Source organism: Paenibacillus sp. An7 (assembly GCF_009870785.1).
Lineage (GTDB): Bacteria > Bacillota > Bacilli > Paenibacillales > Paenibacillaceae > Paenibacillus.
Map to the genome: position 1 here is coordinate 34,430 of NZ_WTWX01000007.1, position 20,518 is coordinate 54,947.

Genomic DNA, 20,518 nt, shown 5'->3' on the forward strand with positions numbered 1-20,518 from the left:
TCCAGTCCGAACAAGGAGTACAGACTTATCGTGTTGAACGCCGGTTTAAGCGGACAGGAGAAGTCTCGATCAGTAACTCAGTGAGCCGTTTTATTGCAGTAACAGAAGAAGGAGAGGAAGTAATTGCTGATAAACTTGCCGAGGTAAATCGTGCGGTTGAGGATAAGATTGGCCTGAAGATGGATGATTTCACAAGGGCAGTCGTATTACCGCAAGGCAAGTTTGCTGAGTTTCTATCTCTAAAAGGGACTGAACGCAGACAGATGTTGCAGCGTCTATTTCACCTAGAGAAATACGGAGATCAGCTGGCAATTAAGCTTAGCCGCAAAGTAAAAGAGAATGATAGTACCCTAAAAGCTCTGGAAGCAGAACAGCAGGGACTGGGTCTGGCAAGTAAGGAAGCTTTAAAAGAAGCCGAGCTTCAGCTTAAGCAAGCTGAGAAGGAAGCAAAGCAGATACGTGCTCTGCTTGAGCAGGTGACGGCTTTAGCTGAAGGAATGGCGAAGACGAGAGAGCTGATTGTGGAGCGCACTAAGTTTAGCGGGCAGCAGGAAACATTGTTACAACAGCAGGACGAAATCAACCAATTAGAACAGCAGTTGGAACGGTCTGCTCTTGCAAGTTCTTTGATTCCTATACTTGAGGAACAAAATAGAGCAAAAGAAGAACTGACAAGAAGACGTTTAGCTGCTGAGTCTGCAGAAGTACAGCTTGCACAAAGAGAGAAGATCTCTCGTGAGTGTGCTCTGCTCGAACAAGAAAAGGAACAGATGCTGGCAGAAGAAGAACCTAAGCTGCTTGTGCGTCTTGAGCAACTCGAACAAGCGCGGGAACTGGAGAAAGAAACGGACCGGCTTGTAAGTGAGGTGCAAAAGCTTGCTAAAGAGTGTGAGGCAGAAACAAAGCAGTATCAGAGCACACATGAGCTTTTGCTCAAAGAACAAGATCTTCAGGTGAGGGCGACTAATCGGCGGAAAGACCTGCAGGAGCAGCTGTCTGATTGTGAAGTGAAGTCTGAGGAAAGACGTGTGCTGCTGGATGCCGTTCAGCGGAAACATCGGCTGGATACTGCACTCGACAAGCTAAAAGAAGTTCAGCTAACGGAACAAAAAATACAGGCAGAGTCTGAGCAAGCTAGTCAGCAACGTCACTCAGCCGAGAAGGAAGCTTCCGAACTGCTTGCTGCACAGCAGCAGTTAGGAAATAAACTGAAGATGGCAGAAGCAGAGCTTACTCGGATGGACATCCATGCTCAAGATGCGGTTACTTCCTTAGACCAGGAAGAGGAACGCCTTCGTGCTCTGCTGAAGGAAGAAGAACTGCAGCGATTATCTGCACGGCTTGCTGCAGAACTTAGCGATGGGAAGTCATGTCCGGTATGCGGTTCGGTGCACCACCCGAATCCGCAGGGGCATGCTCACTTGCCTAGTACGGCAAGTGAGGAAGATCTCGCACAGCTCAGCAAACTGCGCGCTGAGCTTGCCGAGCTGCGGCTTGGCTTCCGCCAGCAGCTGCATGAGCTGCGCGCTGAGCTTGCGCAGCAAGGCCAAAGTGCCGAGCCGCAGGCAGCGGCACTCTCGCAGGCGGAAGCCGCGCCTGCAAAGACCACAGGCTTTGCCGCTGCGCCTGGCGTGCCTGCTCCGGACCGGGTGCGCGCTTACGCGGAAGCCACCCGGTCCCTCGAAGAGGCGGCAGGGCATCTCGCCGCCTCTATAGCCCCGCTGCGCAAGGAAGCTGCACAGCTTACCGCGCGTGCAGCGGAAGTGCGGCAGCGCCAAATGCTGGCTGCCGCACACATTGACGCGTGCGGTAAACAGCACGCGGAAGCCAAGGCGCGCGTTCATGCGCACCAGGCTGAGGTGGCCGCGCAGCACGCAAGCTGGGCTGAGGAGCTGCCCGGCATAACACCGGAGGAGGCGACAGTAAAGTACGAGTCGCTCCAAGAGCGCGATACACTTGCCGAAGATTTGAAGGAAAGGCTCCAGAAGAGCGTTATTTTCCTAGAAGAAAAAGCAAGTGTGATCGCAGACATGCAGCAACAGTTATCGCTCATTGATAAGCGCCGTACCCAGCTCGATACAGAACATGCTGGCAAACAGGAACTGCTGCAAGAAAAATGGAACCGACTTCGTTCCTGGGTAGGAAAAGAACGGGCAGAAGATTTGCTAAAAGCAGCAACTTCCTCACTGAACCACATACGGGAAGAGACAAAAGTAGCAAAACTGGCGATGAAAGAGGCGGAAGAGAAGAAGCAGAGTGCTTTACAGCAAGTCGGTTTAGCTAAACAATCGCTTGAATCTGCGATGGATCAACTTACTACGATCACTTCACGTTATGAAGCGGAGCGGTCGAAGTCACCTTTTGTTTCTGATGACGATGTGCGAAGTGCGTACTTGGAACCGGAGGCCGTTGCCAAAGCAGAGTATAGAATAACGGAATATCGTAACAAACAAAAAGAAGTGGAACTTCGCCTAAGAGATTTGGATGAGAAGCTTCAGGGAGCAATCATTACAGAGGAGGAGTGGGAGCGTACAAGTCACAAGCTACGGACACTGAGGGCGCAAGACGAAGAGGCGATGCGTATAAAAGCAAGAGCGGAACGCGATCTAGAAGACATTTCGCGCCGTCATGAGCGCTGGATGGAACTCGATGAAAAACGCAGTGAACTGGCTTTGTATGCTGAACAGTTATCCAAGCTGCAATCCGTATTCCGAGGTAACACGTTTGTCGAATATATTGCGGAAGAACAATTAATGCAGGTCAGCAGAACCGCATCTTCTCGACTTCGTTACCTAACAAAACAGCGGTATGCGCTGGAGGTGGATTCCGGCGGCGGATTTGTCATTGTGGATGATGCAAACGGCGGGGTGAAAAGACCGGTATCTACCTTGTCCGGCGGTGAGACATTCCTGACTTCCTTGTCACTTGCACTTGCATTGTCAGCGCAAATTCAGCTGCGTGGTCAATATCCGCTTCAGTTCTTCTTCCTTGATGAAGGGTTCGGAACCCTTGACCCAGAACTGCTGGATACGGTGATCACTTCACTTGAAAAACTGCATAATGATCAGCTTGCCGTCGGTGTAATTAGTCATGTACCAGAACTTAGAGCACGACTAGCAAGAAAACTGGTGGTCGTACCGGCTGAAGATGCAGGCGGAGGTTCCAAAGTCATGATGGAACAATTATAAATTAGCAATATGTTCATCTTTATTATTGAATCACTTATTTCGCCCATTTCACTCATTACACATATTCCCCATTCGGCATTCTTTCAAAGGCGGGAAGAAAAAAACTTCTTAACTCTGTGGCACTTCCTCTTGCAGTGAATAACATAGGGTATCAGCCCAGAAGCCGAGGAGGAACAAGAATGGAAAAAACAGAAGTGAAAAAAATGTGTCAAGATCATATGCACCGTTATGTATGTGTGTGGATGGAAGATGGTTCTATGCATGATGGAATTATCGAAAATATGGATGAAGAATATCTTAGTCTCGCCATACCTGCAGGAAGTGAGTATATGAATGAGATGTTTGCTCCCATGCAAACTTCGATGTATGCCCATCAAGGCGTATCTTGCGGGTGTCCTCCGCCGCCATGCGGAGACACACGTGCTTTTCTGCCAATTGGTGGATACGGTGGGTATGGAGGATATGGCGGGTACGGAGGTTATCCGAACTATGGCGGCGGATATTATCCAGGCAGACGTAGATTCAGACGTTTATTACTACCGCTTATTGGTATAACCGCATTGTCTCTATTGCCTTTATTATAAGTGAATCTGTAAAAATGCCTCTTTCTTTTTGAAAAGGGGCATTTTTATGTTCCTCTTCAACTGGCGAATGGTTTTATAATCCGTTATGATAAAATTATTGTACAAGAATCAATTTCATAATTCCTTTAGTTGCTTTAATCAGGGGTATATATAGATCAAAATGGTTTTGTTTGTCTATATATAGTTACAAATTCATCATTTTAATGAGTTATGAAATTGATTCACATACTTTGTGTAATAAAAAAGGAGGAATGAAAATGGATTGTTTATTTTGCAAAATTGTAGAGGGCAGCATTCCTTCTAATAAGGTGCTTGAGAATGAACATGTGGTTGTATTTCATGATATACAGCCGGCTGCTCCAGTGCATGTTTTGGTTATTCCGAAGAAGCATATTGCTTCCATGAATGAAGTTGCGGGAGAAGAGTTTGGTCTGGTAGCTGAGATCCATAAAGCTGCACAGGAAGCTGCTAAACAGCTTGGAATTGCAGAATCTGGGTATCGTTTAATTAATAATTGCGGGAAAGATGGAGAACAAACTGTCCATCATCTTCATTACCACGTGCTAGGCGGAGCGCGTCTTGGCGCACTCACTGGAATTTCCAATTCTCACAGTTAAATTCGTAGATCAAGCGAATAAAAACCTTGTTTTTAAACGATATTGGTATATAGGTTGACACGCTAACGAATTTTCACCTATAATTAAGTTTGATGAACCGTGTTATATGCTCTTGGACGGTCTGGTCGGAGGGAGGGAAAACTGGTGTCTGAAACTAAAGTTCGTAAAAACGAGACTATTGATGCTGCACTTCGTCGCTTTAAACGCTCCATCGCTAAAGATGGTGTTTTGGCTGAGGTGAAGAAACGTAAGCATTATGAAAAGCCAAGCGTAAAACGTAAGAAAAAGTCCGAGGCTGCTCGTAAGAGAAAGTTTTAGGAGGATTATAACAACATGAATCTTAGCGAACGATTGAACGAAGATATGAAGCAAGCGATGAAGAGTAAGGACAAGTTCAAACTCTCCACCATTCGTTTGGTTCGTTCGACGATTAAGAATCTTGAAATAGATTTGAAAAGACCTTTGGATGACAACGAAGTGCTTGATATCCTCAGTCGTGAAATCAAACAGCGCAAAGATGCCCTCCAAGAATTTGATAAAGCGGGTCGCACAGAACTTGCGGAGAATGCCAAAGCGGAAATTGATATAATCAGTCAGTACCTTCCCGCACAGCTTAGCGAAGAAGAAATTAAAGTCATTGTACAGCAGACCATCCAGGAAACCGGTGCTTCTTCGAAAGCCGAGATGGGGAAAGTCATGTCAGCCCTGATGCCGAAAGTAAAAGGCAAAGCGGATGGCAAGCTGGTGAGCCAAGCAGTTCAACAATTTCTGCAATAACATAACCGTAAACACTCCCTGATTCAGGGAGTGTTTTTCTTTTTTGAAACGTAAATTGTTTACATACGTAATATACATTATGTGGTGGGTATTATAGGATGATATAGAAGGGAGGTATAACAATTAATGAATAAAATCAAAAATTGGAAATTTCCGGTTGTTATTTTAATCGCTTTCTTTGTTACTCTCGTCTCTGCTTTTGTTCAACCACAGGCGATTCAAGCTGCTACGAAAGATGGTGCAGTGTATGTCATTCCTGTAGATAAACCAATTGAACGCGGGCTTCAAAAATTCATGGAACGCGGGTTCAAGGAAGCGGAAGAAATGCAAGCAGGCCTGATTGTTCTCCAGATCAATACGCCTGGCGGACTTGTCGCAACGACAAAAGAAATTGGAGATATGATTCAGGCAAGTAAAATTCCTACAGTAGCTTATATTAACGGAGATGCGGCTTCAGCAGGTAGTTATATTGCTTTAGTCTCCGATTATATTGCGATGTCTCCAGCAAGTACGATTGGTGCGGCAGCTCTGGTAGATGGGAGAAATAACTATATTGATGATCCCAAACTCGTAGCTACCTGGAAGTCGAACATGCAGGCGGCAGCTGAAAAGAATGATCGCAAAAAAGAGATCGCAGGCGGGATGACCGATCTTAATATGGTTGTTGAAATGCCTGAAATCAATAAAACGAAAGGAAAAGGCCAGGTTATCTCTCTGACAGCGAAGGAAGCGCTTGAAGTTGGTTACGCTGACAAAATTGTCACTTCGCCTGCCGAAGTAGCTACATGGCTAAATTATTCACCGGATAATATCTATACGATGGAACAGACGGCATTTGAGAAGGTTTCGAGTTTCCTCACTCATCCAGTTGTATCAACGATTCTGTTATTCATCGGGATCGCTGGAATATTGATTGAACTATTTGTTCCTGGATTTGGAGTACCGGGTATTGTTGGTTTCTTGAGCTTTGTCCTTTATTTCGGCGGAAGTTATGTGGCTGGTATCGGCGGATCGGAAACGTGGTTCCTGTTTATCATCGGGATAGCACTCCTTATCTCTGAACTATTTGTTCCGAGCTTTGGTATTCTTGGTGTGCTGGGTTCTGCAAGTCTTATTACAGGGGTCGTAAGAGCCGCATACGATACAAGTACAGCTCTTGTCTCCTTAGGAATTGCGACGGCTGCTGCGATTGCTCTCGTGATCATTGTCGCTATCGTGTTCAAGGAGAAAGGGATATGGAATCGTTTTATTCTGAGTGACAACATGACTGCGGACAGAGGATATTCTTCAGTTAGAACAAGAGAAGACCTGATTGGAATGGAAGGCGTCAGTGCGACTCCGCTTCGTCCATCGGGTACGGCTGTCATTGGGACAGAGCGTGTAGATGTGGTTACAGAAGGGGATTATATTCTCGCAAACGAACCTATTTACGTCTACAAGGTGGAAGGTTCGCGTGTTGTAGTGAAGAAACAAAGTGAAAGAGATTTTAACGGCGTTAAATAGACATGGTGTGATCTAGTTTAAAAAAAACAATTTGTTGGAGGAATTTATTACATGGTATTTGAATCAGGTTGGGTAGCTATTCTGTTAATTGCCGTTGTTGCGGTCATCATATTAAGTGTGTTCTTTAGCTTTTTCCCTGTAATGCTCTGGATTTCGGCGCTTGCGTCCGGTGTTAAATTAAGCATTATTACTCTTGTAGCTATGAGACTACGTCGAGTTGTTCCTAGTCGGATTGTAAATCCGCTCATTAAAGCTACAAAAGCAGGACTTGGTCTTAACATTAACCAACTGGAAAGTCACTATCTTGCAGGAGGTAACGTAGACCGAGTGGTTAACTCCCTGATTGCTGCACAGCGTGCGAACATTCCACTTGAATTTGAACGTGCTGCAGCGATTGACCTTGCAGGTCGTGATGTGCTCCAGGCTGTACAAATGAGTGTTAATCCGCGAGTGATTGAGACTCCTGTCGTTTCTGCGGTAGCAAAAGACGGTATTGAAGTAAAAGTTAAAGCTCGTGTAACGGTTCGTGCTAATATTGATCGCCTCGTCGGTGGTGCGGGTGAAGAAACGATTATTGCCCGTGTAGGGGAAGGGATTGTAAGTACGAATGGTGCTTCTAACTCCCATAAAGACGTTCTAGAGCATCCGGACCGTATTTCTCGTACCGTACTTGAGAAAGGTCTAGATGCAGGTACTGCATTTGAGATCCTTTCTATCGATATTGCCGATGTTAGTGTTGGTAAAAATATCGGAGCTGATCTGCAGACAGAACAGGCCGAAGCAGATAAACGAATTGCTCAGGCAAAAGCTGAAGAACGACGCGCAATGGCTGTTGCTCAAGAGCAAGAGATGAAGGCGCGTGTTATTGAGATGAGAGCTCGTGTAGTAGAAGCAGAATCTGATGTGCCGCTTGCGATGGCAGAAGCTTTCCGAAACGGACAACTTGGAATCATGGATTATATGAATTATCGCAATATCGAGGCAGATACAGAGATGCGCGGTGCAATTGCGAAGCCGGAAGAAAGCAAGAAAAACCAGGATGATCATAACCAAAACAGATAAGGTGGTGATATAAATGAACCTTCTGGAATGGTTATTAAGCAACTACTACTTCGTAATTGTGATTGGTTTTGCGTTAATTTCGTTTTTGAATAAAGCGAATAAACCGAGAGGGACAGACGCATCGAGAAGACCGCCTTCTAGAGAGTCTACACTTCCGGAAGAGCCGATGGATTCTCGCGATGGGGAGTATCGCAATCCTTATGATACTCCTGCTACCATCTCGGAGTCTCCATACTCCACTGTTGAAGATTATGTTTCAGATGAAGAATTATCTCAGCATGATGTGATGGAGCAACAACGCAGAACATTCGAAATCGAGAGACTACGATTAGAAAGAATAAAAGATGAGTCTGAAAAAGCGGCAAGAGTCGCACGGCGTGCTGCAGCTTCCAGGGCACAATCTTCTCAGAAAACGAATGAACAGGAGAAGTTATTTGCTGACCCATCCGATATTCGTAAAGGGATTATTTGGGCAGAAGTGTTAGGACCGCCGCGGGCAAAACGTCCTTATCATTCTCGCAATAAGTATTAATATTGATTTACCTAAAGGCCGTCTTTTCTCTTTATGGAGAAAGGCGGCTTTTTGTCATGAAATCCTCATAAAGCTGCCTTTTCCTGCATATGAATTAGAGTACAGGAAGGGGGAAGACCAGCTCAATGACCCGGATCAGTCGCAATTTGCGCAAATGGACCAGCGAAGCACTCGATTTGCCGCAGGATGTTCTTTTTGACATGCCGAGGCTAACCCTGATCGGAAGTAAGCAATTATACATAGAGAATCATCGCGGTGTTGTACATTTCTCCGAGGATAAACTTGTGCTCGACCTGTCTGTAGGACGGCTTGAGGTAAGCGGTGCAGAACTTGTCATTCGGAATATTATGCCTGAAGAAGTAGCGGTAGAAGGCCATATTAAAAATATTCAGTATATAGGAACGGAGGATGTCAAGTGAGAACACCGAGCTTGGCCAATATTAGGGGAACTGTTCATATTGTACTTCTCGGGGGCGACATCGAAGCCATGATTAATGAAATGGCGAAGCATGGACTGAATGTATGGGAGATCAAAGCAATAGGTAATCGCAGTGCCAGTATGAATATTCTGGTGGACGATTTCTTTGAGCTTCGCCCGCTTTTAAAACGGACAGGCTGCCGGGTACGGGTAAAGCAGCGTATTGGGCTCCCTTTTTTTACGGCAAGACTACTGAAACGGAAACTGTTTGTAACGGGCGCCATTTTATTCTTTGTTTTATTGTATGGCATGTCATCATTGGTATGGGACGTAAAAGTAGAAGGCAATATTAAAATACCAGAAGAAGAAATTTTGGAAGTAGCTCGCAAAGAAGGGTTATATCCTTTTCAATTCTCATTTCGGTTACCGGAACAGGACGAGCTGGCCAAGGATATGGTAAAGCAGCTCCCTGCAATTTCGTGGATCGGGGTAAACCGGGAAGGAACTAAAGTTACGATCCAGGTCGTTGAAGCAGACGAACCGGAGAAGAAACCGCTGATGAGTCCAAGACACCTGATCAGTAAGACGGATGCAGTAATCACTGAAATTTATGCAGAACAAGGCAGACCCGTAGTTCAGAAGGATATGCGCGTCAAGAAGGGTACTGTACTTATATCAGGTATTCTTGGGGACGAAGAGAACACGCAGAGTGTCGTAGCCAAAGGGGAAGTAAAGGGGCTAGTTTGGCATGAATATAATATTGAAGTACCTTTGTTGCAAAAGCAGATCACTTATACAGGAGAGTCCAAAGAACGTCGTTTCCTTGTGCTCGGAAATCGAGCAATCCAGTTCTGGGGCTATGGAGATACTCCATACAGCAAATTTGAGACTATTACCGAAGTGGACCCGCTAAAATGGCGCTCTTTTAAACTTCCGGTGGGCTGGATGACGGAAATTGACCGTGAAACATTGTATAAAGAGCAGTCTCTTGGTGAAGAGTTTGTGAAAGAGCAAGGCCTTAAAGCAGCAAGAAATGATATTTTAGCGAAAAACGGCAAAGGTACGAAGATTATTAGCGAAAAAATTTTGCATGAGAAGAAAGAGAATGGTAAAGTTTATATGAAAGTGCTTTTCGAAGTAGAAGAAAGTATCGCGGTGGAATTACCGCTCGTTTATAACCAAGTTGAAGATCAAGGAGAATGAGATTATTTGACAGAACATAATCGCAGCATACGCATCTCTCTTCAGAACGCAGGTGAAGGACAATCTCTATTTGGACCACAGGACACTTTTCTTAAACTTATGGAGTCCGAAATTCCAGTGACGATTGACTCACGTGAAGCCGAAATCACCATTCGGGGCGACGGAAATGAAGTTGAGAAAATGGAACAGCTATTTGAAGTATTATTGCAATTAATTCGTAATGGATACATTCTTTCCGAAAGAGATATTCAGTACGCAACCGAACTTGCCAAAGATTTCAGAGCCGATCAGCTGCTTGACTTATTTAAAGGTGAAATTACAACTACCTTTCGCGGTAAACCCATTCGTGTAAAGACGATTGGGCAGAAACATTATGTTACGACCATCAAGAAACGGGACATCGTATTTGGAATCGGACCTGCGGGAACAGGGAAAACCTATCTTGCTGTTGTTCTCGCGGTAGCCGCGTTAAAAGAAGGCTCTGTGAAGAGAATTATATTAACCCGGCCTGCTGTTGAAGCAGGGGAGAATCTCGGATTCCTGCCGGGAGATCTTCAGGAAAAGGTCGATCCTTATCTGCGTCCGCTGTATGATGCACTATATGATGTGATGGGTCCCGATCAAACGGCCAAAGCCTTGGAACGCGGCCTCATAGAGATTGCACCACTGGCGTACATGCGCGGCCGTACACTGGATGATTCTTTTATTATTTTGGATGAAGCGCAGAATACTACACCGGAACAGATGAAAATGTTTTTGACCCGTCTCGGTTTTGGTTCCAAAATGGTAATCACCGGAGATGTAACACAAATCGACTTGCCTAGAGGTAAGAAATCAGGACTCATAGAAGCGAAATCGATTCTATCGAGTGTTGAAGAGATTGGATTTGTTTACTTTGCTGAAACAGACGTGGTAAGGCACACCCTCGTGCAGAAAATCATCACTGCTTACGACCGAGCCGCAGAAAATCAAGAATAGAAAGGGATTGTTTCCTGGTGACCCCTAAGGAATTGTCTAAAGACAAGTCTTTTCAGAATAAGAAAATGGGATGGAAGAGTAGCAGGGGAGCCCGCTATCTTCTGTTTTTGTTTATGCTCATTCTGTTCTATGTTAGTTTGTCTCCGAGTCTGTTGCCTGAGCGTTATGATATTCAGCAGGGAACACGTAGTGAAAAAGAAATTAAGGCGCCGATGCAGATCCAAGATAATCAAGCACGCGCGCTCGCACAAGAACAGGCTGCTGAAAGTGTTCAGCCGATCTACCAATACGTCTCTTTACGTAATGAAAGTTTAATTACATCCATACTTGATCGTATTGACCGTTTAAATCAGGATGATATATCAAGTGACGATAAGATTGAAATTTATAAGCAAGAAATTCCGCAGCGACTCAAGGACTCCGTAACGAATTTTATTAACAATAATCGAAGTTCCGGTATTTATTCCGAACCGCTGCTCGAAGAGATTCGTAAAGTAACCGAAAGTCAGTCTTACCGTATTCCAGAAGAGACCTATATCAAAATTGCCAGACTGTCTTCAGATCAGATTAAAGAGATGAAACCTGTGGCAAGAGAACTTGTCTCTCGGCTTATGGTGGACCAGATTACGGATGCATCTATTCCACGTGCAAAAGTAGCAGAAATGGTCAATACAAGCTCGCTTAATGATCGTACTTCTCGTGAGGTGGTACAGGAACTTACCCGATTTGTGATTACATCAAATAAATTCTACGATGAAGAAGCGACGAAAGAAGCCAAAGCAAAGGCGCGGGAGAATACGCCGCCTGTGTACATCGAAGAAGGGGAAACCCTTGTAGCCAAAGGGGAAATCATTACCGAAGAAGTGTACAAGCTGCTTTCGGATAATAAACTTTTACGTGATGAAGTGAATTATTGGCCGCAGTTTGGTTTATTGTTACTTTCGCTGTTTCTGTCATTAGGCATCCTTATGTACATGAAGCAAATGAGTAATCCGGAATTTAAATATAATAATGCACAGCTGCTCATGCTGTTATGTGTATTTGTGATTACGATAGGCAGTATGCATTTAGTTGCTTTTCTTCAGACAGATGGTCGAGTATTCGTTGGATACTTGGCTCCGGTAGGGATTGGCGTCATGTTAATTACCCTGCTGCTCGATATACCTTTGGCCTATATTTCTGCTATTATTTTTGGGATTGTAGCCAGTATCATACTAAATACGCAGCAAAACGAAAATTTCGACTTTAATTTTGGATTATTCACTGTTATTGTCAGCTTTGTTGCTATTTTTGCTACAGACAAGGCAAGCCAGCGCTCCACTTTACTGAAAAGCGGTATTATGGTGTCTTTGATCGGATCTCTTGTGGTCTTCATGCTTTCGATTCTGGGAGATGGAGATTGGGATCGTACGAATGCGCTGTACGGAGTCGGTTTTGCTTTTGCAGGTGGAATTCTGATGGCGATTCTTGCCATTGGTCTCATGCCGTTCTTTGAATCTACGTTTGGAATTTTATCCGCTTTGAAGCTTGTAGAGTTGTCGAATCCGAATCACCCGTTATTACGTAAACTGCTTACAGAAACACCGGGAACTTATCATCACAGTGTGATGGTAGGTAACTTGTCTGAGGCGGCTGCTGAAGCGATCGGTGCAGATGGACTCTTATGCAGAGTGGGTTCTTATTATCATGATATCGGAAAAACAAAACGACCCATTTATTTTATCGAGAATCAGAACAATATGGAAAATCCGCATGACACACTGGATCCCAAGCTGAGTAAGTCCATTATTATCGCTCATGCAAGAGATGGTGTGGAGATGCAAAAAGATTATAAACTTCCTAAACGGATTCGTGACATTGCAGAGCAGCATCATGGAACAACCTTCTTGCACTTTTTCTATCAAAAGGCGATAAAACAGGCGGAAGAGGCGGGAGTAGAACCTGATTTTACTGAAGAAGATTTCAGGTATCCAGGTCCTAAAGCTCAGTCCAAAGAAGCAGCTATTGTAGGAATTGCAGACAGCGTGGAAGCCGCAGTTCGTTCCTTACGGAAACCGACGGTAGAACAGGTAGAAACGATGATTGAGAAGATTATCAAAAGCAGGCTCGATGATCATCAGCTGAATGATTGTGATTTGACCATGCGTGAGCTAGATATTGTGGCGAAGACGTTAAAAGAAGCGGTAATGGGTATTTTCCATTCTCGAATTGAATATCCGGAAGAAATAAAGAAACCAAAAAGTTAAGTCAGAGCCAGCAGTGAAAAAGTCATTGCGCTAGACTTAACTGCTTATTAAGATAACAATAGAGTATAAAGATAAGGAGCATACGAAAATGAGTGTGCAGCTCGTATGGAATAATAACCAAGAAGTTGTTGAGATCACGGAAGAATTGATTGGGACTTTAGAAAAACTGCTTGAAAAAGCTGCCGAGATGGAAAAGATTACAGATGGTGAGGTAGCCCTCACTTTTGTAACAGATCAAGAGATTCACGAACTAAATAAGGAGTATCGGGGAATCGATCGTCCTACCGATGTACTTTCTTTTGCTATGAACGAATCGATTGATGAAGAACTGGATATTATTTATGATCTTGGTGAGAATGAAGCTATAGAACTCCCTGAAATCCTTGGAGATATCATTATCTCAGTGGAGACCGCGATTGCTCAAAGTAAGGAATATGGTCATTCTATTGATCGTGAGATCGGATTTTTGTTTGTGCATGGTTTTCTTCATTTGTTAGGTTATGATCATCAGGACGAAGCTAGTGAAGCGGAAATGATGGGAAAACAGGAAAAGGTTCTCGCTGAGGTAGGGCTCAGTCGGTAATGAAGAAGCGCTCATGGGGTGATGTATTTCGTAACGCAATGGAGGGCTTAATTGAAAGTTTTCTAACGCAGCGAAATCTGCGTGTTCATGCGGCTTGTGCTCTCCTTGCCGTTGTTGCAGGCCTATTTTTTCATATTTCACAGGTAGACTGGATGTTCATCTGTGTGGCAATTGCTGGTGTGATGGTTACAGAGCTGCTGAATACCGCTGTTGAACGGGTCGTAGACCTTGCCTCCCCTGAGTTTCACTTGCTCGCCAAATCTGCTAAAGATACCGCTGCTGGAGCTGTGCTGCTGGCGGCGGTTTTTGCCGTGATTATTGCAATATTTGTTTTTTGGGGGCCGCTGATCAGTTGGGCTTTCTAAAATAAATAACATTTCGTTCTAGAAAGAGGTAAGATATATGGATAAGCAAAGTTTGATGAAAGAAGCCATTGAAGCTCGAAAGAAAGCTTATATCCCGTACTCTCAGTTTGGAGTGGGTGCTGCGCTGGTTGGGGAAGATGGCCGTATCTATCATGGTTGTAATATTGAAAATGCAGCTTACGGTCCAAGTAACTGCGCAGAGCGAACGGCTGTGTTTAGTGCAATCGCGAGCGGCCATGCGCCTAGAAAGTTTAAAGCAATAGCGATCGTAGGAGATACAGAAGGTCCGATCTCTCCTTGTGGTATATGTCGTCAGGTGATGTTTGAAATGTGTGAGTCAGATATGCCTGTTTTCTTAGGAAACCTGAAGGGTGACATTATGGAAACAACTGTCTCCGAACTACTGCCAGGGGCATTTGGCCCTCAAGATCTTGCGAAAGTATAAAATCAATGTACAGGGCTATAGCCCTAATGTGGAGGAAATATGTCAAAAAAAGAATTTAAATCGGGTTTTGTAGCCATTATCGGCAGACCGAATGTAGGTAAATCTACCTTAATGAATCAAGTCATCGGGCAGAAAATTGCCATTATGTCTGATAAACCGCAAACCACAAGAAATAAAATTCATGGGGTATATACAGCAGACAATATGCAAATCGTTTTCTTAGACACACCAGGTATTCATAAACGTCAATCTAAACTAGGCGATTTCATGAATATGACAGCACTTAATACGCTTCGAGAAGTAGAAGCGGTTCTATTTTTGGTTGATGCTGCAGAAGGAATGGGCGGCGGTGACCGCTTTATTGCCGAACAGTTAAAAGATGTAAAAACGCCTGTCATCCTTGTGTTAAACAAAATCGATCAAATCGAGCCTGAAGCTCTTTTGCCTCTAATTGAACAATACAGCAAGCTGCATGAGTTTGCCGAGATCGTACCGATCTCAGCCAAGCTTGGCAATAACGTCAATACACTTCTTGATCAAGTTAAGAAGTATTTGCCGGCAGGTCCTCAGTATTATCCTGAAGATCAAATTACAGATCATCCGGAACAGTTTGTCATTTCTGAGCTTGTTCGTGAAAAAATTCTGCATATGACACGTGAAGAAGTTCCTCACTCCATTGCTGTTACCATTGAAGATATGCGTGCTGAGGAAAATGGGACAGTGTACGTATCCGCTGTGATCTATGTGGAACGTGATTCCCAAAAAGGAATTATTATCGGTAAACAAGGTGCTCTTCTTAAAGAAGTAGGGAAACGAGCTCGTCACGATATTGAAAGACTCCTCGGTTCCAAAATATTTTTGGAACTTTGGGTAAAAGTGAAAAAAGACTGGCGTAATCAAGATCGTGTTCTCCGTGATTTAGGTTTTCATCGAGACGCGTAAATAGTTCGAATATTTGAGAAATGCCTTTTCTGCCGTACACTTCCAGTGCTGTTTTGTGCATAGAAAGATCTCCCTTGTACCATCCTATCTCGTAGATGCTTATCAAGTCATTTCCACAAGAGAGGATGAATACTTATGCGAGATTTTTCGTGGACGTATTTTGCTAAGACTGGAGATGTTGATGCTTACTTGCTGTACAAAGAAGCTTGTGCATCTGCCTTGGATGAGGTAGGAATCGAAGCTGAAGGGGAGGTTGAACCTTTTGATGCGATTCAGATCGAATCTTAGTAAAGTGCGGCAGGAGTGGCTTGTGGAGGACGAAACATGCTATACAGGGTGGAAGGGATCGTCATCCGCAGTATGGACTACGGCGAAGGGAACAAGATTATTACGCTTTGCACCGAAAATGGAGGTAAAGTAGGAGTTCTTGTTCGTGGAGCTAAGAAGGCAAAAAGCCGCCATGCTGCCCTGACACAGCCGTTTACGTATGGGGAATATGTGTTTTTTCGGAATCAGGGACTTGGCACCTTAAATCAAGGCGAAATTATTGAATCTCACCATCTGCTGCGTGAGGATATTATAAAGGCAGCATTTTCCTCTTATGCCTGTGAGTTATTAGATCGTGTGCTGCAGGATGATGAAACAGGGAGCTTTTGGTTTAAACAATTAAAGGCATGCCTTGGGGCTCTTCAAGAAGATAAGGATCCGGCTATTATTATTCATCTTTATGAAATGAAAATATTACAATCCGCTGGATATGCACCTGAGCTCCAGGCTTGTATTTCCTGCGGACGGGAGAGACCGGACGAAGAATATTTTATTAGTCCGGGTCTTGGAGGCGTTCTATGCCGTGCGTGTAAACACTTTGATCCACCGGCCATGAATATAACCCCGAGGGCATTAAAACTGTTACGCTTATTTTCAGCGCTGGATTTACAGCGGCTTGGCAATATCTCCGTACGTGAAGAGACAAAGGCTGAAATTAAAGTGATCATGCGAGCTTTTATGGATCAGCAATTAGCCTTGAAATTAAAATCACGTCATTTTCTTGATCAAATGGAAAAGTACGGTTTATAGAATGTGATTCAAAAGTCCATTCTGGATGTTTTCTTGACAAGCGCATTGTCACTAAGTTATTATGAACCATAATAGTCTCTTTGAGACATGCGTTGATCGAGAAAGTACTGAACACACAAACCTTAACTAGCGAGTCGGTGCAGGTGAGAGTCCGGCAGGTTTTGTTTAGGAAACGGCACTCGTGAGCAGAACACGATACGGAAAAGTGGATTACCTCAAAGCGCTTTTTGAGTTTTGAGGAATCAAGTAGGGTGGAACCGCGGGATTAACTCTCGTCCCTACGTCTGTATAAAACAGGCGTAGGGCGGGGGTTTTTTGCTGTCCTACAGCTGATGAAAAAGGAGAGAAGTACATGAATTTTCAGCAAATGATTTTAACGCTGCAAGAGTTCTGGGCAGGCCAGGAATGCATTATTGTTCAGCCATATGATACGGAAAAGGGCGCAGGTACAATGAACCCAATGACGTTCCTTCGTTCAATCGGACCTGAACCATGGAAAGTAGCTTATGTGGAACCGTCAAGACGTCCTTCGGATGGAAGATACGGAGAAAACCCGAACCGTTTGTACCAACATCATCAGTTCCAAGTCATTATCAAACCTTCTCCTGACAATATTCAGGAACTATATTTAGACAGCCTTAAGGCCCTCGGTATTGATGCGAATCAGCATGATATCCGTTTTGTAGAAGATAACTGGGAGAATCCTTCTCTTGGTTGTGCGGGTCTCGGCTGGGAAGTATGGCTCGATGGTATGGAAATTACACAGTTCACCTATTTCCAACAAGTCGGCGGGATCGAAACTAGTCCTGTTTCTGTTGAAATTACCTATGGTATGGAGCGTCTTGCATCCTATATCCAAGACAAAGACAATGTATTTGACCTAGAGTGGGTAGGCGATGTGAAATATGGGGACGTGTTCCATCAACCGGAAGTGGAACATTCTAAATATACGTTTGAAGTGTCTGATGTTCGTATGTTATTTACGCTCTTTAACATGTATGAAGAAGAAGCAAAAAAGGCAATGGATCAGGATCTGGTATTCCCAGCTTATGATTATGTGCTCAAATGCTCTCATACGTTTAACCTGCTGGATGCCCGTGGAGCAATCAGTGTAACGGAACGGACAGGCTATATTACGAGAGTACGTAATCTAGCACGTCAAGTCGCTGCAACGTATCTAGCGGAGCGTGAGAAGCTCGGATTCCCATTGATTAAGCAAGGAGGTGCAGATCATGTCTAAAGATCTACTATTCGAAATTGGTCTGGAAGAAGTGCCTGCAAGATTTGTGCGCGGAGCGATTGAGCAACTGCAGGATCGGATGGAAAAGTGGCTCAGCAGTATTCGGGTAAACCATGGTGCTGTAGAGGCTTATGCGACACCGCGTCGTTTGGCTGTCATTATTAAAGACGTTGCTGAAAAGCAAGATGATATTGAAGAAGAAGTAAAAGGACCTTCACGCAAAATTGCGGTTGATGAAAACGGAAATTGGAGCAAAGCAGCACTTGGTTTTGCGAGAAGCCAGGGTGTTTCTCCAGAGCAGTTTACGTTTAAAGAACTGGGCGGAGTGGAATATATCTACGCAACGAAAAGCAGCAAAGGCACGGAAACTTCTGAAGTTATTGCTGAAGGCTTGTTGCAAATTTTACATGCGATGACATTCCCTAAATTTATGCGCTGGGCTTCTTATGACTTCAAATTCGTTCGTCCGATCCGCTGGATGGTTGCACTCTTTGGATCAGATGTAGTCTCTATAGAAGTTGCGGGCGTTACTTCGGGTAATATTACACGAGGACACCGATTCTTAGGAAAAGAAATTGAGATTAAAGAGCCTTCTGCTTATGTTGAAGCATTACGTTCTGAGCATGTAATTGTTGATATTGAAGAGCGTCGTGCGATGATTGTGAAACAAATCGAAGAGCTCGCTAAAGAGAAAAACTGGACCATTGGTGTAAAAGAAGATTTGCTTGAAGAAATTTTGTTCTTGGTTGAGACTCCAACGGTGTTATACGGAACGTTTGAATCTTCATTCCTTCATATTCCGCAGGATGTACTGATTACTTCGATGCGTGAACATCAACGTTATTTCCCTGTCTTTGATGATAAAGGTACATTGCTTCCTTACTTCGTCACAGTACGTAACGGCGGAAAAGAATCGCTTGATGTGATTGCAAAAGGGAATGAGAAAGTGCTTCGTGCACGTTTGTCCGATGCGAAATTCTTTTACGAAGAAGATCAAAAATTACAAATTAAAGATGCAGTATCTAAACTTGAGAGCATTGTTTTCCAAGAAGAGATGGGTACGGTTGGAGATAAGGTTCGCCGCATTCGCAAAATTGCTGATGCACTCGCAGCGAAGCTGGATATCCCGGCAGATCAGGTTGAATCGGTAAGCCGAGCAGCTGATATTTGTAAATTTGATCTTGTAACACAGATGGTATATGAATTCCCAGAATTGCAGGGGGTTATGGGCGAAGATTATGCTTTGAAAGCAGGGGAACGCGCCGAGGTAGCTAGAGCAATCTTTGAACATTATCAGCCAAGATCAGCTTCTGATCAAGTTCCTGCATCGATGATTGGATCTATCGTAAGTATTGCTGATAAGATAGATACCATCGTAGGATGTTTCTCGATCGGTATTATTCCAACAGGTTCACAAGATCCTTATGCTCTGCGTCGTCAAGCAGCAGGTATTGTACAAATTGCTTATGAACATGAACTGCCAATAACTTTAGATGCTATTTTTGAGATTGGCATCGGAGTTCACGAAAGTATGAGAGTGATGAAACGTCCGGCTGATGAAATACGTAAAGACTTACAGGAGTTCTTTGGTTTGCGGGTCAAAAAGCTCTTGTCTGAAACCATGCGTTATGATGTAGTGGATGCGGTAATTAGTGCTCAGTACAATGATATCGTATCCGTTACGCGCCGCGGAGCTGCTTTGATGAATGCTGTCGTCTCTGAAGAAGATTTCAAAACAACAGTAGACTCCTTTAACCGTGTAGGGAATTTGGCGGCTAAAGCTTCTAATGCTTCGGTTAGTGAAGAGGTATTTGTGGAAGATGGAGAGCGTAAACTATATGATGCATGGAAGGCGACTTCTCCTGCTTACCAAGAAGCGATTGCTCGTCATGATGCAGAAAAGGCCCTAAGTTTGGCTAGCTCCTGGAAAGAGCCGATCACCCAATTCTTCGATTCGGTTATGGTAATGGCAGAAGATGAAGCTGTTCGTGCGAATCGCTTAGGCTTACTCGCTTCAATCGATCAAGACTTGAAATCATTCGCTGATTTCTCCAAATTGGTTTGGTAATAATCATCAGGGTCCATACTGACAAAACAAGATATAGGAAAAAAAGGATATATTAATGGGCAGCGTATATCGCTGTCCTGTGTTATTTTCTTTGTTTGCTGTATTTGATGTCTGGGCAGGAATTAGGATGGTCTCAGGCGTATATAATAATATCCCGGACTGAATTTAAAAAGAGACGGGTGATGGAGATATGCAATGGCGAATTGTCGTCGATGGTGATGCTTGCCCCGTAAAGCGTGAAATTGCAGAAACAGCCCCTAGGTTTGACATGCATGTGCTGATGGTATCTTCATTTGATCACCGATTACAGGCGGCAGAAGGGGTAACGGTAATCCAAGTAGATCGCAGCGATCAGAGTGCCGATCTTTACATTGCGAATCATATACGTGCACATGATGTGGTTGTGACTCAAGATTATGGACTTGCTGCACTGGCTCTAGCCAAGAACTGCAGTGTTATTACTTTTCGAGGAAAAATAATTGATAATCAGGACATTGATTTTCTGCTTGATTCTAGACATACTCATGCAAAAGAAAGAAAAAGGGGTCATTATGGGAAAGGTCCAAAGCCACTGACAGATGAGGATCGCAGGACATTTCAACATAAACTGACAAAACTTTTGAAAGATTTGCAGGAGTTTGTGTGAGTTTAGCGAATTATATTTACGTGTTAAGAGATGAAGGTGGTTAG

At 44.0% G+C, this 20,518-nt stretch carries 21 protein-coding genes; all 21 read left to right on the plus strand.

Annotated features, from left to right (window positions below; all coding sequences use genetic code 11):
• Positions 1–3,188, plus strand: a 3,188-nt coding sequence (locus GQY27_RS10595; RefSeq protein ID WP_236570559.1) for an SbcC/MukB-like Walker B domain-containing protein, incomplete at its 5' end; no start/stop codon positions are given.
• A 179-nt stretch (positions 3,189–3,367) separates the two neighbouring features.
• The gene (locus tag GQY27_RS10600) at positions 3,368–3,772 is read left to right on the plus strand and encodes a hypothetical protein (protein WP_160034106.1); all 405 of its coding nucleotides are present in this window, start codon (positions 3,368–3,370) and stop codon (positions 3,770–3,772) included.
• Positions 3,773–4,029: 257 nt separating this feature from the next.
• Positions 4,030–4,389: a histidine triad nucleotide-binding protein gene (locus GQY27_RS10605; protein ID WP_160034108.1), complete on the plus strand. Its 360-nt coding sequence runs from the start codon at positions 4,030–4,032 to the stop codon at positions 4,387–4,389.
• Positions 4,390–4,533: 144 nt separating this feature from the next.
• On the plus strand, positions 4,534–4,707 hold the full coding sequence (rpsU, locus tag GQY27_RS10610) for a 30S ribosomal protein S21 (RefSeq protein WP_005547957.1): 174 nt from the start codon (positions 4,534–4,536) through the stop codon (positions 4,705–4,707).
• Between the two features lie 15 nt (positions 4,708–4,722).
• The gene (locus tag GQY27_RS10615) at positions 4,723–5,166 is read left to right on the plus strand and encodes a GatB/YqeY domain-containing protein (protein WP_160034110.1); all 444 of its coding nucleotides are present in this window, start codon (positions 4,723–4,725) and stop codon (positions 5,164–5,166) included.
• Between the two features lie 126 nt (positions 5,167–5,292).
• Positions 5,293–6,669, plus strand: a complete 1,377-nt coding sequence (locus GQY27_RS10620) for an NfeD family protein (protein ID WP_160034112.1) — start codon at positions 5,293–5,295, stop codon at positions 6,667–6,669.
• A gap of 51 nt (positions 6,670–6,720) precedes the next feature.
• Complete coding sequence (gene floA, locus GQY27_RS10625) at positions 6,721–7,731, plus strand: flotillin-like protein FloA (protein WP_160034114.1); 1,011 nt, start codon at positions 6,721–6,723, stop codon at positions 7,729–7,731.
• Between the two features lie 13 nt (positions 7,732–7,744).
• Positions 7,745–8,263 (plus strand): YqfB family membrane protein, encoded by a 519-nt coding sequence (locus tag GQY27_RS10630; RefSeq protein WP_160034116.1) that lies wholly within the window; start codon positions 7,745–7,747, stop codon positions 8,261–8,263.
• 125 nt (positions 8,264–8,388) lie between these two features.
• Positions 8,389–8,682, plus strand: a complete 294-nt coding sequence (yqfC, locus tag GQY27_RS10635; protein WP_160034118.1) for a sporulation protein YqfC — start codon at positions 8,389–8,391, stop codon at positions 8,680–8,682.
• Entirely contained in the window at positions 8,679–9,884 is a 1,206-nt protein-coding gene (yqfD, locus tag GQY27_RS10640; protein WP_160034120.1) for a sporulation protein YqfD, read from the plus strand. The genes yqfC and yqfD overlap by 4 nt, the downstream gene beginning before the upstream one ends.
• 6 nt (positions 9,885–9,890) lie before the next feature.
• Positions 9,891–10,862, plus strand: coding sequence for a PhoH family protein (locus GQY27_RS10645; protein ID WP_160034122.1), 972 nt, complete (start codon positions 9,891–9,893; stop codon positions 10,860–10,862).
• 17 nt (positions 10,863–10,879) lie between these two features.
• Positions 10,880–13,108 (plus strand): HD family phosphohydrolase, encoded by a 2,229-nt coding sequence (locus tag GQY27_RS10650; protein WP_160034124.1) that lies wholly within the window; start codon positions 10,880–10,882, stop codon positions 13,106–13,108.
• Positions 13,109–13,196: 88 nt separating this feature from the next.
• Positions 13,197–13,691, plus strand: a complete 495-nt coding sequence (ybeY, locus tag GQY27_RS10655; protein ID WP_160034126.1) for an rRNA maturation RNase YbeY — start codon at positions 13,197–13,199, stop codon at positions 13,689–13,691.
• Positions 13,691–14,056, plus strand: a complete 366-nt coding sequence (locus GQY27_RS10660; protein WP_160034128.1) for a diacylglycerol kinase family protein — start codon at positions 13,691–13,693, stop codon at positions 14,054–14,056. Before ybeY ends, GQY27_RS10660 begins: the two co-directional genes overlap by 1 nt.
• A 37-nt stretch (positions 14,057–14,093) precedes the next feature.
• A complete protein-coding gene (locus tag GQY27_RS10665; protein WP_160034130.1) occupies positions 14,094–14,501 on the plus strand; it encodes a cytidine deaminase in 408 nt (135 codons plus the stop codon).
• A 39-nt stretch (positions 14,502–14,540) separates the two neighbouring features.
• Positions 14,541–15,443 carry a GTPase Era gene (gene era, locus GQY27_RS10670; protein ID WP_160034132.1) on the plus strand — a complete coding sequence of 301 codons (903 nt, stop codon included), beginning with the start codon at positions 14,541–14,543 and terminating at the stop codon, positions 15,441–15,443.
• Between the two features lie 135 nt (positions 15,444–15,578).
• Complete coding sequence (locus tag GQY27_RS10675) at positions 15,579–15,731, plus strand: YqzL family protein (RefSeq protein WP_160034134.1); 153 nt, start codon at positions 15,579–15,581, stop codon at positions 15,729–15,731.
• Between the two features lie 36 nt (positions 15,732–15,767).
• The gene (recO, locus tag GQY27_RS10680; RefSeq protein ID WP_160034135.1) at positions 15,768–16,520 is read left to right on the plus strand and encodes a DNA repair protein RecO; all 753 of its coding nucleotides are present in this window, start codon (positions 15,768–15,770) and stop codon (positions 16,518–16,520) included.
• 352 nt (positions 16,521–16,872) lie between these two features.
• Positions 16,873–17,760, plus strand: coding sequence for a glycine--tRNA ligase subunit alpha (glyQ, locus tag GQY27_RS10685; protein WP_160034137.1), 888 nt, complete (start codon positions 16,873–16,875; stop codon positions 17,758–17,760).
• Positions 17,753–19,828, plus strand: coding sequence for a glycine--tRNA ligase subunit beta (glyS, locus tag GQY27_RS10690; protein ID WP_160034139.1), 2,076 nt, complete (start codon positions 17,753–17,755; stop codon positions 19,826–19,828). The genes glyQ and glyS overlap by 8 nt, the downstream gene beginning before the upstream one ends.
• 190 nt (positions 19,829–20,018) lie before the next feature.
• The gene (locus tag GQY27_RS10695; protein WP_160034141.1) at positions 20,019–20,474 is read left to right on the plus strand and encodes a YaiI/YqxD family protein; all 456 of its coding nucleotides are present in this window, start codon (positions 20,019–20,021) and stop codon (positions 20,472–20,474) included.
• Positions 20,475–20,518: the final 44 nt, after the last annotated feature.

Coding starts and splice junctions, on each gene's coding strand:
- yqfC (WP_160034118.1), top strand. CDS start 8,389: ATGACCCGGATCAGTCGCAATTTGCGCAAATGGACCAGCGAAGCACTC.
- recO (WP_160034135.1), top strand. CDS start 15,768: ATGCTATACAGGGTGGAAGGGATCGTCATCCGCAGTATGGACTACGGC.
- glyS (WP_160034139.1), top strand. CDS start 17,753: ATGTCTAAAGATCTACTATTCGAAATTGGTCTGGAAGAAGTGCCTGCA.
- ybeY (WP_160034126.1), top strand. CDS start 13,197: ATGAGTGTGCAGCTCGTATGGAATAATAACCAAGAAGTTGTTGAGATC.
- era (WP_160034132.1), top strand. CDS start 14,541: ATGTCAAAAAAAGAATTTAAATCGGGTTTTGTAGCCATTATCGGCAGA.
- GQY27_RS10660 (WP_160034128.1), top strand. CDS start 13,691: ATGAAGAAGCGCTCATGGGGTGATGTATTTCGTAACGCAATGGAGGGC.
- GQY27_RS10675 (WP_160034134.1), top strand. CDS start 15,579: ATGCGAGATTTTTCGTGGACGTATTTTGCTAAGACTGGAGATGTTGAT.
- GQY27_RS10600 (WP_160034106.1), top strand. CDS start 3,368: ATGGAAAAAACAGAAGTGAAAAAAATGTGTCAAGATCATATGCACCGT.
- floA (WP_160034114.1), top strand. CDS start 6,721: ATGGTATTTGAATCAGGTTGGGTAGCTATTCTGTTAATTGCCGTTGTT.
- GQY27_RS10630 (WP_160034116.1), top strand. CDS start 7,745: ATGAACCTTCTGGAATGGTTATTAAGCAACTACTACTTCGTAATTGTG.
- GQY27_RS10615 (WP_160034110.1), top strand. CDS start 4,723: ATGAATCTTAGCGAACGATTGAACGAAGATATGAAGCAAGCGATGAAG.
- GQY27_RS10665 (WP_160034130.1), top strand. CDS start 14,094: ATGGATAAGCAAAGTTTGATGAAAGAAGCCATTGAAGCTCGAAAGAAA.
- GQY27_RS10605 (WP_160034108.1), top strand. CDS start 4,030: ATGGATTGTTTATTTTGCAAAATTGTAGAGGGCAGCATTCCTTCTAAT.
- GQY27_RS10695 (WP_160034141.1), top strand. CDS start 20,019: ATGCAATGGCGAATTGTCGTCGATGGTGATGCTTGCCCCGTAAAGCGT.
- GQY27_RS10620 (WP_160034112.1), top strand. CDS start 5,293: ATGAATAAAATCAAAAATTGGAAATTTCCGGTTGTTATTTTAATCGCT.
- glyQ (WP_160034137.1), top strand. CDS start 16,873: ATGAATTTTCAGCAAATGATTTTAACGCTGCAAGAGTTCTGGGCAGGC.